Source organism: Chryseobacterium glaciei (genome assembly GCF_001648155.1).
In the GTDB taxonomy this organism is placed as follows: domain Bacteria; phylum Bacteroidota; class Bacteroidia; order Flavobacteriales; family Weeksellaceae; genus Chryseobacterium; species Chryseobacterium glaciei.
The window spans coordinates 4,052,946-4,067,984 of sequence record NZ_CP015199.1 but is presented as its reverse complement, the minus strand read 5'-3'; the positions used below and the strand labels follow the sequence as shown (position 1 = coordinate 4,067,984).

The following is a 15,039-nucleotide window of genomic DNA, read 5'->3' as shown; positions in this document are numbered from 1 at the left end:
ATGGGTTACATAACCTTATTGATAACACAATACTTTACATAAATTCAAAAACGGAAGGGCCAAGAATTGTAAAAACCTATGATGTAATTAGCCATAAAGACTACAAAACTTTTTGGCTAAATAATAAGGACTCTGTTCATGAAAGAAATGATTTAGAAAACATTAATAAAAACAGAACTAAAAATGATTTAAAATCTATTTTTGAATATCAAAATAATGACACTATTAGAGTAAGCTTTAATAAAGGGTTGATAAACGTAAATTATCTTGAATAGTTTTTTCCAAATTAAAAAACATACAATGTTCAATCCAACCCGAAGAAACAGAAATATAGGAACCGAAAACCAAGGTTTTGGGCAAAATAACAAGCTGAAAATCTCTACACCTTACGGAACTTTACTATCCTTTTATGAAAGAATTGAAAAGTATCAAAAGGAAATCAGAATCATTAATGATCATGAATTTTTATTTGTAGTTGAAGAAACTCGCGAAAATTCAATGCATTCATGCTCTATTAATGATTTGGTTAAAATTATTGAACACGTTCCATTTGAAGATTATGGAGATTTAAAATTCATCATTCTAAGACAGTCTAAAAGAAAAGAAGAAACCATTTCTTCAGTTTGGGGAAGATTGGTTTATAGTTATGAATTTGAAAATGAATATTTTCCTGCCATTATTTTAGATACAATTGATTTAAATAAAAAATTAATTTGGACAAGAAAACAAACTGTTGAAGAGCAAAAAGAGTTTGAAAGACTCAAACAGGACGGGCATATTTTCAGTGAAAGTAAAAGAGAATTTATTGCTGAATTAAAATCTGCACCTTCAAGAAACACGCAACTTTACAGAACATTATTACATGAATTTGGACATTATGTTCATTACTTGGAAGTAGTTGAAAGACCAGGAAATGAAGATGAAGAACATGAATTAAAGGAAGCAAGAGATGATTTTTATTTCAGTCTTCCAAAAGTAGAAAAAGAGAAATTTGCCCATAAATATGCTGACAATTTGAAAGGTAAACTACTTCAAGAAAAAATAATTCCTTTTAAATCATTATAAATCTGAATATCATTATCACTTTCACCGATCGATCCCATCGAAAAAAAACGTTTTAGAAATCTAAAACTTCTTCCGAAATTTGATTGATAAATAAAAAAATCATGCAAATTCAAAACATCGACCATATCGTATTAACCGTCGCTGATATTGAAAAAACAATCGAATTCTACACTCATATTTTAGGATTTCAGGTAGTAACCTTCGGAGACAACAGAAAAGCGCTGACTTTTGGAAATCAAAAGATTAATCTTCATCAAAAAGGTCATGAATTTGAACCTAAAGCCGTGCATCCAACCGCTGGTTCTGCAGATCTTTGTTTTATTTCGGTAACTGATATTCATGATATTTTAGAAGAATTAAAACAGAAAAATATAGAAATTATAGAAGGAATTGTTGATAGAACGGGCGCTTTGGGAAAAATAAAATCTGTGTATTTCCGCGATCCTGATCAAAATTTAATTGAAATCAGCAATTATTTAAGTTAAATCATTCTAAATACGCACATTAAGTAAAAGATGATTAAAAAATGCCTAATTTCGTATGCATAACTTAGTAATAAACACGTAATGCAACTTGATGAAAAAATTTTATCTACTATACTTAGCGATTTTGAACAGGAAAAATTCGGTCCCAAACAACTCTTGATTGAAGAAGGGAAAATCGCTCGAAAATTTTACTATATCGAAAAAGGAGTTACGAGAGGATGGCTCAATAATGACGGAAAAGAAATTACTTTTCAGTTCATGTTTGAAGGTGCTTTTATTTCATCCTGGGAAAGTCTTTTTTACAGTTTACCGAGCCTTTATAATATTGAAACAATAGAACCTGTTACAGTTTACAGCGCTTCTCTTGAAGATTTCAAACAAAAAATGGAACGCAATCCTTACATTAAAGATTTCTATTATAACAATCTCCAGCAAAGACTTTTAAAGTATCAAAAATTATTTATTTCCAGAATAAAAGATACGCCAGAAGAGCGTTACAACCAATTATTTGAGCAGTCTCCCGAGATTATCCGCAGGATTCCACAGCATTATATTGCTTCTTATTTGGGAATTACTTCTGTTTCTTTGAGTAGGATTAGAAGTCGGAGATAATTGGTAATTAAATCCTTTTTATATAATAAATAATGATAAATAGAAAAAATCCAAATTCAGAAAAAATATTTAAAGCTTCTGGCTATCTTGGGAGAATCAATATACTATGCAGCCAATACATTCTTGAACCTTACGAAAAAAGGATAACCACATTTACAAAAATGAAATCTGAATGTAAGGAGCTAAATAATTTCTCAAAACTTCACTTTGAAGAAAGTAAACAAACTATTTATTATCTTACAAACCAAATTATAGAAGAAATAGAAAAATTAGAATATGTAAATAATCAAGTAGATAAAGGGAATTGTAAAGTTTGCAATACAAAATTAACAACCTTTGATACACTAATATCTGATGAAGAATTAAAATATAAAACAATTTGTGAGAATTGTCCTACAAATATTTATAACCTTTTAAATAAGCTTGAATGGGCAAACTTTTCAATATTCATATAAGATTTTCTAAATATTCACCCCATAAATATTCTTCACCTCCGCCATCACAAAAGTGCTGTGCGTACTTCCGATGGAATCTACAGAGCCCAATTTATTGAACACAAAATCCTGATAATGCTTCATATCTCTAACCTGAACTTTTAGGAGAAAATCAAAATCGCCCGAAATATTATAACATTCAGCAACTTCTTCAATTTGTAGAATATCTTTCACAAATTCATTTCCTACAGAACGGTCATGAATTTTCAGTTTGACCTGACAAAAAACGGTAAAACCACGATTCAGCTTTTCAGCTTCCAAAACGGCTGCATAATGTTTAATATAACCTTCCTGTTCGAGTCTTTTCACTCGCTCAAAAACAGGCGATGCTGAAAGATTGACTTCTTTCGCCAACTCTTTTACGGTCAATTTTGCATTCTTTTGTAGGATTCTTAATAGTTGTAAATCCTTTTCGTCGAGTCTTTCCACAGAATAATATTCTTTTTTTGATTCTATTTTTCAAATTTACAGTATAATTCACTTTTAAAAATAATTAAAACCAAATATTTTGCTTAATATTTCAGTTAAAGCCAATCAATTTACTTTAACCAATATCTTTGAACTCTATTTTGTTCTTTAACATACCTCATCAAACGGAAAAGGTTTTACTTAAGGTAAATTAATAGGGAATCGTGTGAAAATCACGAGCTGTCGCGCAACTGTAAGTAATATACCAAAGGTTTTTGTCCAAGTAGATCAACTGTGCAAACGGGAAGGATGACAAAAGCTGTTACAAGTCAGGAGACCTGCCTGTTCCGAATGGACAATGCTTTCGCGGTTTGAAGCTTTTGGGTCATACAGATGATACTTTTGAACGTATTTTGGTTTTGAATTTTAAATTGAATTGAATTTTAACTTGATTTATTTTTTAAACGCAAAGATTTTTTTATTATGGCTTCTTATTTTTAGGGAGCAAAGATTTGCGACTTTGTCGCTGATGAAGCTTATGTTTTATACGCCCGCTTCTTAAAATCAATTTATTGATTCTTCTTTGTCCGCTTAAATAATATAAAAAATTGAATTAAAACTTTGCGTCAAAAAAAATATTAAGCCAATTCTTTTATTTAAAGAAAAAATTACGTCCTCACTGTATCTACTCTATTCCATAAATTCTTTTCCTCGGCAGCATTTCGAAGTGTCTGAAGAACTTTTAAAATCAAATTTAATTTAAAAGTTTAAAAGAAATGCAAACACACTTACTTGGCTATCCGCGTATTGGTAGCAACAGAGAACTTAAAAAAGCTTGTGAAAACTATTGGTCAGGCAAGATCCCTTTAGACGAATTGTTGGAAGTTGGAAAAACCATCACTCACCAAAATTGGAAATTACAGCAGGAAGCTGGAATCGATCTTATTCCCTGCAACGACTTTTCATATTACGATCAGGTTTTGGATATGACGTTAACGGTTGGAGCGATTCCTGAACGTTATCAGGAAATTGCTCTCAAAAAATATGAACTCGACCTTTATTTTGCAATGGCAAGAGGTCTCCAAAAAGACGGCTTGGACATTACCGCTATGAAAATGACAAAATGGTTTGATACCAATTACCACTACATTGTTCCTGAATTTCAGAAAAATCAGGAATTCAAATTATTCTCCAATAAAATCATCCAGGAATTCATCAGCGCAAAACAAGCAGGAATCAATGCAAAACCTGTCATTATCGGTTTATTGACGTATTTATTGTTAGCAAAAGAAAAAGAAGAAGGTTTTGACAAACTAGATTTAGCTCAAAACTTACTTCCGGTTTACATTCAAATTTTAAAAGAACTGGAAAATCATGGTGCAAAATATATTCAGTTTGATGAGCCGTTTTTAGCATTAGATTTAAATGAAAAAGCGAAAGAAACGTATCAGTTTATTTATGCTGAAATCAGAAAACAATTTCCAAATCTGAAATTCATTATTGCAACTTATTTTGATGGATTAAAAGATAATCTTGCCTTGGCAACCTCTCTTTCAATCGATGTTTTACACATTGATTTGGTTCGTTCTCCCGAACAATTGGATGAAGTTTTAAATATAATTCCAAACACTTTAAGTCTTTCATTAGGAATCGTTGACGGAAGAAATATCTGGAAAAACAACTTCCAAAACTCATTAAATATCATTAAAACTGCCATTCAAAAAATTGGTTCAGAAAGAGTTTTTATTGCACCGTCTTGTTCATTGCTACACTCTCCTTTTGATCTTAATTCTGAGAAAAACGAAGATATTTTATCACCTGAAATCAAACAATGGTTGGCTTTTGCGAAACAGAAAGTCTATGAAATTGTTAATTTAAAAAAATTAGCGTCAGAAAATCCGGATTACAATGTTTTACAAGCTTTAGCTGAAAATAAAAAGGCGATTGAAAACCGTAAAACTTCAACATTAATCCACAATCAGGACGTGAAAAACCGTGTTGATGTAACAACTAAAGAAGATGCGCAGAGAAATTCTCCGTTCAATGTAAGAAAAGAAACTCAGCAAGAAGTATTGCAACTTCCATTATTTCCAACGACAACAATTGGCTCGTTTCCACAGACAAAAGAAGTAAGAACTTGGCGAGCAAAATTCAAAAAAGGAAAACTGAATGCCGAACAATATGATACTTTATTGAAACAGGAAACCGAGAGAACCATCCGTTGGCAGGAAGAAATCGGGATCGATGTCTTGGTTCACGGAGAATTTGAGCGAAACGATATGGTGGAATATTTCGGGGAACAGTTGGCAGGATTTGCATTTACTCAAAACGGTTGGGTTCAAAGTTACGGAAGCCGTTGTGTGAAGCCACCTGTGATTTTTGGAGATGTTCACAGACCGAACCCAATGACCGTTTATTGGTCGGAATACGCTCAATCTTTAACTCAAAAATGGGTAAAAGGAATGTTGACAGGACCTGTGACGATTCTTCAATGGTCTTTTGTGCGTGATGATCAACCTCGTTCATTGACTTGCAAACAAATTGCTTTGGCGATTCGTGATGAAGTAAATGATTTGGAAAAAGCGGGAATCAGAATTATTCAGATTGATGAACCGGCAATTCGTGAAGGACTTCCATTGAGAAAATCTGACTGGCAAAATTACCTGAAATGGGCGGTTGAAGCCTTTAGAATATCGGCAAGCGGTGTGGAAGATGCGACACAAATTCATACGCATATGTGTTATTCTGAATTCAATGACATCATCCAAAATATCGCAGATATGGATGCCGATGTGATCACGATTGAATGCTCCAGAAGTCAGATGGAGTTGCTGAATGCTTTTGCTGATTTCCAATATCCGAATGAGATTGGTCCGGGAGTTTACGATATTCACTCGCCGAGAGTTCCGTCGAAAGAGGAAATGGTAGAATTGCTGAAAAAAGCGCAAGCCGTAATTCCTGCACAGCAACTTTGGGTGAATCCAGATTGTGGTTTGAAAACCCGTCATTGGGATGAAACGGAGAAAGCTTTGATTGCAATGGTGGAGGCTTCGAGGGAGATGAGTAAGGAGTTTGCTTTGGAGACGCTTTAAAATTATTGATATTTGTTTTTTCGGGAGCCCTTTGGGGCTCCTGTTTTATTTTATTACAAATTATATTAATCAAAAATTTATATTAAATTAGCTTTTATCAATAAAAATATATCAGATGGAGGGATTTCCTAAATATAATAAACAAAGAAAAATTGGAGATAAGGGTGTTTCAATTATAAGAAATATAGTAGAAGACGAATTTAATTGGATTTTCAGACCAGTTCATTTAGAAGATGATTTTGGAATTGATGGTTATATTGATATCATTGGCTTAGATAATAGTGTTACAGGGAAAAGTATAGCGGTTCAAATAAAATCAGGAGATTCTTATTTTAAAAGTAAAACAAATTCTGGATGGACTTATAGAGGAGAAAATAAACATTTAAATTATTATTTAAACAATAATCACCCCTTATTACTCGTAATTGTTGATTTAAATAATAAAAATGCGTATTGGACTGAATTTAATCTAAGCAAAACAAGTAGATCAACAAATGGTTGGTCAATAAATATTTCTAAAGAAAATAAATTTTCGAGAGATAATAAAAATCAAATTCAATTAATAGCTGGAGATATAGTTGATTATATGTCTCAAATTGAATATCAATGGGAAATAAATGATAAATTAAAAGAAAGCAGCAAAATTATGTTAAATGTTGATAAATCTGTAATTCTAAAACAAGATACTTCTGGGTTCACTGAATTATTAGACAAATTAACAATTGATGATGAAATGATAAAAAAATCTGAAGGAAAATTATCTTTTTTTATTGATGGATATAATGATGATGTTAGAGAAATTTATGAAATTCCTGAAGTTAGAATTTGGTCACAGAAAGTCTTAAGCGATTTTAAATATTGGGGATATTTTTTAGATATGGAAGAAAAAATTATTAATCTCACAGGATTGAAATTGCTAATGCTTTGTACAATTAAAAATAAATATATCAATAAAGATAATCCAGAATTGCGTTCTATAGAAGTCGATCCAGAGCAGCAACTTGAATTTTTAGATCAAATTTTTTACTGGCTAAATGAATTTTGTGAATTAAATAATATTTCTCAAGAAATTAATGATAAAAAAAGCTCAGAAATAGCATTTGCTGTGTTGGGAATTAAATTTAAATTTAATCAAGAATGACCACCGAAGAATTCATAAAAAATTTCTACCAAGAAAAACAAAACATTCTTAACTCAAGTTTTGATACTCAATCAGAATACAGAACTCTTGTTTCAATAAAAATTGAAGAATTAAATCTAAATGAAGTTCAGAGTGAAAAATTAAAAGAAATAATTTCTGATCTTTTGACGGATAGCTTTTATACCATTTTATTAGGTTTGGATGGCTCTGCAAGTATTGGAGATTCACAGGAAAGTTTTAAAATTTATGATGAAGAAGATAACTTAATTTCTGAAGGCGGAGATTTGGAAGGCCTTGCTTATGAATACTTTCATGGAGATAATAAGTAGTTTTTGACTACAATAAAATCCACCAAATAAATTAATACTGAATAACTTACGATTTTTAAAATTAAAAAGCTTAATTTTGCACCCCGAAATAAGGATTATATAGTATGAAAAGAGTTGGTGAGCACAGAAAGCTTCTTGGGGTTGATAAAACCGTTACGTTGAAAGAATTAAAAACAATTTACAGGAATACGATGAAAGATACGCATCCTGATAAATTTGTGAATGATGAAGCTGGCAAACTGGAAGCTGAAGAAAAAAGTAAATCTATCATTGAAGCGTACCACTTTTTAGTAAGCATCAACGAAGAAACGCAGGAAAAATATAAAGAAGAATACACAGAAACCATCACAAAATCTAATATTCAGGATTTTTATTTGGAGAAATCTATTTTGAAAGTTCAGCATTTGAATGGGAAAATGTTTGAATATATTGGTGTTCCAAGAAATACCTATATCAAAATGGTGAATGCAGATTCTCCAAGCCGTTTCGCAAGAAGACACATCTATGGAAATTTTATCTTTAGAAAGTCTGGTGAAGTGATGGCTGATTAATTTTTCAGCATAAAAAAATAAGGAAAGCTTTCGATTTATTTCGGAAGCTTTTTTGTTGCCCAAAAGATTAATTGTATAAGTTCAGGAATAAAAATAACATATTATATCATCCTGCGAGGTTCAATACTTATCTTTTGAGGTTCTAAAACCGTTCGATAAGGTTAATTACGTCTCTTGATTGGTTACGGACATAAAAGTATGAGTCTAACAGGCTAAAATTTGAGGTTTAAGATATGAAATTTGAGGTTACGAACCCCATTTTTTAGGTTGAATGACCTCATCGGATATATCTTTAACGTATTTACAGGAGTTCACAAGTCCTCAATATATATATTTTAATCCATGAGATTGCTTCTTCGCTTTGCTTATCGCAATGACAAAAAAAGCGCACCATTACTGATGCGCTTTTTCGGTTAATTAAGGTTGTTATATTAATCTATGTGTTTCGGGGTGTAACCGTCTTCACTTAGTTCTTTATGTTCGTATTCTGCAACCATTTCAGATTCGTAATCTACTTTTTCATTTTGACCCATTCTTCTAAGAAGTGAATCAAATAATGAATATACTACAGGAACAATAATCAAGGTTAGGAATAATGACGATGTTAAACCACCGATAATTACCCAAGCCAATCCGTTGTTCATCTCCGCTCCTGCTCCTTTTGCCAATGCAATTGGTAACATACCGAAGATCATCGCAATCGTTGTCATTAAGATCGGACGAAGACGTGCGTGGTTGGCCTGAATCAAAGCGTCATGTGTATTCGCACCTGCTGCTTTTCTCATATTGGCAAAATCGACGATCATAATCGCGTTCTTCGCCACCAAACCAATCAACATGATCATCCCCAACATTGTAAAGATGTTTAATGAATTTCCTGTCAGTGCAAGGATTACCATTACTCCAATCAATGCTAACGGAATTGAGAATAGTACCACGAATGGATATACAAAACTGTCATACAGCGAAACCATTACCAAATAAACCAATACAATAGCCGCCATCAAAGCGATTCCTAACGTACCGAAACCTTCGGTCTGGTTTTCCATATCACCACTCCAGATGTAATTTACTCCTGCAGGTTTTGTTTTTGGATTGTCCATAAACATGGCAGACCATTCGTTTGCAACGTCACCCACAGGACGACCAACAACTTTTGAAAGTACCTTTACAGAAGGTGACTTATCTCTACGTTGAAGCAAACTCGGCCCTGAACTCATATCCACATTTGCAAATTGGCTCAATCTGATTTGCACACCATCAGCATTGGTAAACATAAGATTTCTTACGTCATCAATTGATTTTCTGTTGTTGTCTGCAAAACGGATGTTGATGTCATATTCATACTCTCCTGCTCTGTATTTTCCGTCTGTATTTCCGTTGAATGCAGTTTGCATCGCCTGTCCTACACTTGAAAGATTTAAACCTAAAGAAGCCATTTTATCTCTGTCGATATTTACTCTTACTTCAGGACTTCCTGTATCTGTTGACAATTCAGCATCTACAGATCCCGGAACTTTTTTCAATAATTCTAAGATTCTTGTTGCTTCTTTTGTAGCTGTTGCGTTATCGGCAGCGGTTACAACCATTTCGATTGGTGCATTATCTGCTCCCATTAATCCGATTGGTGCTGTTTTAAACTCAACTCCTGTGAATTTTTCTTCAAGATCACGCTTCATTTTTGCAGCGATGATATCTGTACTTTGAGCTCTTTCAGATTTATCAATTAAATTAACCTGAACCTCAGACTGATAAACAGTTGCCTGTGAAGCACCCATTCCTGAAGATTGCTGACCAACAGTAGTGATCAAATCAACTACATCTTTGTCATTTCTTAAATATTTTTCAACAGCTAAAGTAACCTGATTCGTTTTTTCAACGGTTGCATCTTTAGATAATTCAATTTGAACCAAGAACTGTCCACGATCCATTTTCGGGAAGAATTCTCCACCAATGAAACCGAAAGCCACCAACATAAAGGATGCAATTAATATAATGAAAGTTACTACAACCACCATTATTCTTCTTAATCCTGATTTTAATGCCCATTCAAGAATTCCTGTGATCCAGTGGGTAAATTTATCCAATTGTCTTTCAAACCAAAGAATGAATTTCTCAAATGGATTTTTACCAGTTAAATGTACCAGCTTTCCGAATCTTGAAGACAACCAAGGAATGATCGTAAATGATGCCAGCAATGATAATGATGTAGCAATAACTACGGTCACACAGAACTGCGCCAAGATATCAGAAACTAATCCTGAACTCATTGCAATCGGTAAGAATACCACCACGATTACCAAGGTGATCGCTGTTACCGTAAATCCAATTTCCGAAGCACCGTCGTATGCTGCACGGATTCTGCTTTTACCCATTTCCATGTGTCGGTAAACGTTCTCCAATACCACGATCGCATCATCCACAAGAATACCTACAACTAATGAAAGTCCTAGTAAACTCATTAAATTCAATGTGTATCCCATTAGGTACATTCCAATAAAAGTTGCTACCAATGAAACCGGTATAGAAACCATTACAATAAATGCGTTTCTGATATTGTGAAGAAATAGCAACATTACAATTGCCACCAAAATTACCGCAAGAACTAAGTCAAAAATTACGTGATCGGCCGCTTCTAATGTAAAGTCTGTACTGTCATCAACAATTTTAACTTTTACACCCTGAACCGCATAATTTTTCATTACCTCATCCACTGTTTTCTTAATACTTTCAGAAACAGAAACCGCATTGGCATCCGATTGTTTCTTCACCTGCATTAGAATCGTTGCATTTTGGTTAAATCTTGCGATTTTCTCTACATCTTCCTGAGAGTCAAATACAGTTGCAACATCAGAAAGTCTTATCTGAGCTCCATTTTTGTTAGAAAGAACAAGATTACTCATCTCTTCAATAGACTTGTATTTTCCTGATAATCTAATGGTAGATTTAGTCGTTCTAGACTTTAAACTTCCCGTAGGGAAATCAAGGTTTGATGAAAGAATTGCCTGCTGTACATCTCCAATTGAAAGGTTATAACCCTGCAGTTTTTTCTCATCGATACTCACCTGAATTTCTCTCTCCTGTCCACCCACAAGGTCAACCTGAGCTACCCCATTTACACGGGAGAAAATAGGCTCGATCTTTTTATCTAATAAGTCATAAAGCTCTTTATTGTTCAGTTTATCACTCGAAATACTCATTGTCATGATCGGAAGATCGTCTAATGAGAATTTGTTAAGTGAAGGTGCGTCTGCATCATCCGGAAGTTCCGAAAGAATAGCATTTACTTTACGCTGAGCATCATTCAGGGCATAATTTACATCAGCTCCTGTATTTAGTTGAACCATAATCACCGAAAGACTTTCGTATGAAGATGATTCTACTTTTTTTACGTTTTCCAAAGCACCAACGGCATCTTCTATTTTTCGGGTTACCGAAGTTTCTACCTCACTTGGCGAAGCTCCCGGATAAACCGTAGAAATAGTAACCATATTGGTTTCAAATTTCGGAATCAATTCGTACCCCATCATGGAGTAACTCAAGATCCCTCCCAGCGTAAGTATCGTAAACAATACAATGACTAAGGATGGTCTTTTAATGGATATTTCTGCTAACTTCATCTGTCTACTTTACGATATTGATTTTAGAACCATTTTCTAAGTTGATCTGTCCGCTGGTAATTACCTGCTCACCACCAGTAAGACCGCTTAAAATCTGTACTTTATCTCCGTAAACTTTTCCGATGGTTACTTTGATAAGTTTAGCAGTTCCGTTTTGAACGATAAATAACTGTCCTGAACTTACTCCATTTACGAAAGCTTCTGCAGGAACGGTTAACATATTTTGAGTTTCGGCACCGTGATTTGTTTTAAACAAAGCGGTTGCGTACATACCCGCTTTTAAGTTTCCTCTGTTCTGAACTTCAATTTCAACAGGGAAATTTAAAGAAGCATCACTTTTAGGAGCAATAAATGTAATTCTACCACTGAAAGAATCTTCCGGTAAAACACTCACATTAATTGGAACTTCCTGGCCTAACTGGATTCTTCCGATCTGGCTTTCATCCACTAAAACTGAAAGTTTTAAGCTGTTAATATTAACAATTTCGAACATTGAAGTTCCTATAGAAACCACAGTTCCCGGCTCAACCATTTTTTTATTGATCGTTCCGCTGATTCCTGCACGGATACTTGTATCATTTACTCTTACTCCTTGAGCTCTTACTGCAACCTGCGCATTTTTCAATTGTAATCTTGAATTATCCAACTGTTGTTTTGTAACACCTCCTGTTTTATATGCGTTTTCGTAACGTTGGTTATCGATCACTGCATTTTGCAAGTTGTTTTGAGCCTGAGAAATGTCAACTTCGATCGCATCTCTTTTAATTGTTGCTAAAACCTGACCTGCAGAAACTCTTGAACCTTCTTTTACCAAAACGTTTACAATACGTCCTGCTATTTCAGAAGACTGATTCATTTCCTGTTTTGGAAGGAAAGTTCCGTTTGCCGTATAATCGGTATCTATATTTTCTCTTGCTACTGTTACAATGTTTACATTGATTTTGTCAACCTGCTTAGCAACTTCCTTTACTTCTGTTTCTTGTTTCTTCTTATTATCGGCAATTTTATATGCTGCTAAACCAATAAGTACAGCTGCCACGATGATATATATTAAAGTTTTTTTCATTATAGTTTATTATGGGTTTTGTAATGTGTTTAATTCTCCTTTAGCTTTAATTAGCTTGATCTCAGCTTGTTTATAATCTAACAAAGCATTTGAATAGTTCTGTTTTGCCTGCGTTAAAGCATTTTCAGAATCCAGAACTTCAGTAAGTGTAGCTAAACCGTACTGATAGTTAGACTGTGTGTTTTTCTGAACTCTCTCAGCCAAACCAACATTGTCTTTCATGCTTTCGATATTAATTAATGCATTTTCCATATTGGTGATTGCATTTTTATAATCTAAACTTAAACTTAACTGTGTATTCTGAATATCCACATCTAGATCCTGAATATCGATTTCAGCCTGATTGATTTTCGCTTTTGTAGCACCACCCGTGAAAATCGGAATGTTTACATTTAAACCAATCGCTGAATAATCGCTCCAAAGAACTCCGTTGTTAAGACCGTTTGTAAGAGGGAATTTTGCTCCCTGGCCGCCCCAACCGTAATTGGCAACCAAATTTACTGTTGGATACAAATATGCTTCCGTTGCTTTTTTGTTGTATACAAGAAGCTCTCTGTTTTTTTGTAAAACTTTAACTTCCGTACGGTCGTCAAGATTGATATTACTTGCGATTAATTCCGGTTTTGGTTCGATCGTTTTTTCTTCAAGCTCAATATCAGTTCCGATTGGAACTCCCATATAAAACTTCAAAGCATTTTTCGAAAGTTCCACAGAGTTGATTAATGTCTGCTTGTTTGAACCGATATTGGTTAACTGAACATTTGTACGATCTAAATCGATCCCTTTTGCTAAACCGTTATCAACTAAGCTTTTAATAACATTTCTTACTCTTTCAGTGTTTGCATAACTCGCTTCTACCGTCTTCAAATTTTCTTCCTGCACAAAAACCTGATAATAAGCTGTTGCAACATTTTCGATGATCTGTTCGTTCGTCAACTGAGCATTCAAAACGTAAAATTCTCTTGTTGATTTTGCAGCTTTAAGACCTGTGAAAACTCTCTGGTCAAAAATAGCCTGCTGAACCTGTACAGAAGCTGTAGAGCTCCAAGGTTGTCCCAGTTGAGCTCTGATTCTTTCTCCACCAAATTCAAGTAAAGATTCCTGGATGATCGGATTATAAGTTAAACCCGCTGTAGCACTTATCTGTGGCAAAGCTCCGGCTCTGGCTTCGTCTATTTTATATTCAGCTTTTTTGATCTGTAAAGCAGCTTTTTTGGCTTCTGCTTTATTTTGAAGTGCCTGTTTAATAGCTTCCTGTAAAGAAACCTGCTGTTGTGCAGACACGGATGAAAAGCCGAAAATCATAAATGCAGCAGCTATCCCAATTTTTAGCTTATTTGCAGTTATATGTTTTCTTTTCATAATTTTATACTTCGTTTATTTTTTAATGTATATTATTCTCTTTATCTATAAGTGACGAATCATTTCTTAAAATACTTTAACATATTTAGTTTTTAAATAACATATTTAAAATAATGTCTTTTCTTTCTGAAATAATTTTGTCAAATTCAGTATCATTGATCATGAGATTCTCTAAAAATAATGGACGAGCCGCACTCGGAAATACCAAAAGTGAAATCATATTCAAAAGAAACTGAACGGGAGCCATTTTTTCGATATTTCCCAATTCCATTTCTATTTCAATGTCTTCATAAAGTTTTTTCAAATCCTCTTCTTCTACATCTCTTGCATGGCAACTCCCTTTATTGATCTGTGAAACAATGTAAGTTTCAAGATAAGGATACTGAAGACTTGTAGATAAACTTCCTTCAATGAACTCAGCTATTTTAGCTTTAAAAGGAAGGTCAGAAGTCATAATGATCTCAGATTTTTCCTTTTCTACTCTATGCGCTTCGTCAAAAATTATCTGAATCAATTTGTCTCTTGAACGAAAATAATAATTAATCAGCGTTCTGTTGACTCCCGCTTCATCAGCAATTTCTTGTGTAGTAGCGTTAAATTTCCCTTTCACAAAGAATAAATTCTTTGCGGTCTCCTTTATTAATTCCTGTGTTTGATCTTTTTTTTCTTGTTTTGACATTTTTGTTAAACAATTTTGTGCAAATATAAACCATTCATCTGTTTTGACAAAATTGTTAAACAAAATAATTAATGAAAATTGTTATGATTTGCATCATGTTTTATACATCCAGTTAGAGATTAATTATACTTAACC

The 15,039-nt window shown here is 33.6% G+C and carries 13 protein-coding genes and 1 riboswitch; of the genes, 8 read left to right on the top strand and 5 right to left on the bottom strand.

The features are described 5' to 3' along the window. Nucleotides 1-300: 300 nt before the first annotated feature. The 4 genes from A0O34_RS18295 to A0O34_RS18280 all read left to right on the top strand — a co-directional run bounded on the left by A0O34_RS18295 (nt 301) and on the right by A0O34_RS18280 (nt 2,617). On the top strand, nt 301-1,065 hold the full coding sequence (locus A0O34_RS18295) for a hypothetical protein (RefSeq protein ID WP_066757925.1): 765 nt from the start codon (nt 301-303) through the stop codon (nt 1,063-1,065). Between the two features lie 101 nt (nt 1,066-1,166). After that, nucleotides 1,167-1,550: a VOC family protein gene (locus A0O34_RS18290; RefSeq protein WP_066757924.1), complete on the top strand. Its 384-nt coding sequence runs from the start codon at nt 1,167-1,169 to the stop codon at nt 1,548-1,550. A gap of 81 nt (nt 1,551-1,631) precedes the next feature. Continuing rightward, entirely contained in the window at nt 1,632-2,162 is a 531-nt protein-coding gene (locus A0O34_RS18285) for a Crp/Fnr family transcriptional regulator (RefSeq protein ID WP_066757921.1), read from the top strand. A 32-nt stretch (nt 2,163-2,194) separates the two neighbouring features. Next, a complete protein-coding gene (locus A0O34_RS18280; protein ID WP_066757918.1) occupies nt 2,195-2,617 on the top strand; it encodes a hypothetical protein in 423 nt (140 codons plus the stop codon). Between the two features lie 6 nt (nt 2,618-2,623). Here the strand turns inward: A0O34_RS18280 and A0O34_RS18275 are convergent, their stop codons facing one another. Then, nucleotides 2,624-3,085 carry an Lrp/AsnC family transcriptional regulator gene (locus A0O34_RS18275; protein WP_066757916.1) on the bottom strand — a complete coding sequence of 154 codons (462 nt, stop codon included), beginning with the start codon at nt 3,083-3,085 and terminating at the stop codon, nt 2,624-2,626. A gap of 154 nt (nt 3,086-3,239) precedes the next feature. Next, nucleotides 3,240-3,424, top strand: a riboswitch (cobalamin riboswitch). A gap of 416 nt (nt 3,425-3,840) precedes the next feature. On the opposite strand from A0O34_RS18275, the gene metE reads away from it, so the two are divergent. From metE to A0O34_RS18255, 4 genes are all read left to right on the top strand, one after another. Then, complete coding sequence (gene metE, locus A0O34_RS18270; protein WP_066757914.1) at nt 3,841-6,156, top strand: 5-methyltetrahydropteroyltriglutamate--homocysteine S-methyltransferase; 2,316 nt, start codon at nt 3,841-3,843, stop codon at nt 6,154-6,156. A 115-nt stretch (nt 6,157-6,271) separates the two neighbouring features. Continuing rightward, the gene (locus A0O34_RS18265; RefSeq protein WP_066757913.1) at nt 6,272-7,297 is read left to right on the top strand and encodes a DUF4365 and DUF1817 domain-containing protein; all 1,026 of its coding nucleotides are present in this window, start codon (nt 6,272-6,274) and stop codon (nt 7,295-7,297) included. Beyond that, a complete protein-coding gene (locus A0O34_RS18260; RefSeq protein ID WP_066757910.1) occupies nt 7,294-7,626 on the top strand; it encodes a hypothetical protein in 333 nt (110 codons plus the stop codon). Before A0O34_RS18265 ends, A0O34_RS18260 begins: the two co-directional genes overlap by 4 nt. Before the next feature lie 104 nt (nt 7,627-7,730). After that, nucleotides 7,731-8,177 (top strand): KTSC domain-containing protein, encoded by a 447-nt coding sequence (locus A0O34_RS18255; RefSeq protein WP_066757909.1) that lies wholly within the window; start codon nt 7,731-7,733, stop codon nt 8,175-8,177. 431 nt (nt 8,178-8,608) lie between these two features. On the opposite strand, the gene A0O34_RS18250 is transcribed toward A0O34_RS18255, so the two are convergent. The 4 genes from A0O34_RS18250 to A0O34_RS18235 all read right to left on the bottom strand — a co-directional run bounded on the left by A0O34_RS18250 (nt 8,609) and on the right by A0O34_RS18235 (nt 14,904). Then, on the bottom strand, nt 8,609-11,797 hold the full coding sequence (locus tag A0O34_RS18250; protein WP_066757903.1) for an efflux RND transporter permease subunit: 3,189 nt from the start codon (nt 11,795-11,797) through the stop codon (nt 8,609-8,611). A 4-nt stretch (nt 11,798-11,801) separates the two neighbouring features. After that, a complete protein-coding gene (locus tag A0O34_RS18245) occupies nt 11,802-12,863 on the bottom strand; it encodes an efflux RND transporter periplasmic adaptor subunit (protein ID WP_066757891.1) in 1,062 nt (353 codons plus the stop codon). A gap of 9 nt (nt 12,864-12,872) precedes the next feature. Continuing rightward, nucleotides 12,873-14,225 (bottom strand): TolC family protein, encoded by a 1,353-nt coding sequence (locus tag A0O34_RS18240; RefSeq protein WP_066757888.1) that lies wholly within the window; start codon nt 14,223-14,225, stop codon nt 12,873-12,875. Between the two features lie 85 nt (nt 14,226-14,310). Then, nucleotides 14,311-14,904, bottom strand: a complete 594-nt coding sequence (locus A0O34_RS18235) for a TetR/AcrR family transcriptional regulator (protein ID WP_066757885.1) — start codon at nt 14,902-14,904, stop codon at nt 14,311-14,313. Between the last annotated feature and the right edge of the window lie 135 nt (nt 14,905-15,039).

Coding starts and splice junctions, on each gene's coding strand:
- A0O34_RS18295 (WP_066757925.1), top strand. CDS start 301: ATGTTCAATCCAACCCGAAGAAACAGAAATATAGGAACCGAAAACCAA.
- A0O34_RS18290 (WP_066757924.1), top strand. CDS start 1,167: ATGCAAATTCAAAACATCGACCATATCGTATTAACCGTCGCTGATATT.
- A0O34_RS18285 (WP_066757921.1), top strand. CDS start 1,632: ATGCAACTTGATGAAAAAATTTTATCTACTATACTTAGCGATTTTGAA.
- A0O34_RS18280 (WP_066757918.1), top strand. CDS start 2,195: ATGATAAATAGAAAAAATCCAAATTCAGAAAAAATATTTAAAGCTTCT.
- metE (WP_066757914.1), top strand. CDS start 3,841: ATGCAAACACACTTACTTGGCTATCCGCGTATTGGTAGCAACAGAGAA.
- A0O34_RS18265 (WP_066757913.1), top strand. CDS start 6,272: ATGGAGGGATTTCCTAAATATAATAAACAAAGAAAAATTGGAGATAAG.
- A0O34_RS18260 (WP_066757910.1), top strand. CDS start 7,294: ATGACCACCGAAGAATTCATAAAAAATTTCTACCAAGAAAAACAAAAC.
- A0O34_RS18255 (WP_066757909.1), top strand. CDS start 7,731: ATGAAAAGAGTTGGTGAGCACAGAAAGCTTCTTGGGGTTGATAAAACC.
- A0O34_RS18250 (WP_066757903.1), bottom strand. CDS start 11,797: ATGAAGTTAGCAGAAATATCCATTAAAAGACCATCCTTAGTCATTGTA.
- A0O34_RS18245 (WP_066757891.1), bottom strand. CDS start 12,863: ATGAAAAAAACTTTAATATATATCATCGTGGCAGCTGTACTTATTGGT.
- A0O34_RS18240 (WP_066757888.1), bottom strand. CDS start 14,225: ATGAAAAGAAAACATATAACTGCAAATAAGCTAAAAATTGGGATAGCT.
- A0O34_RS18235 (WP_066757885.1), bottom strand. CDS start 14,904: ATGTCAAAACAAGAAAAAAAAGATCAAACACAGGAATTAATAAAGGAG.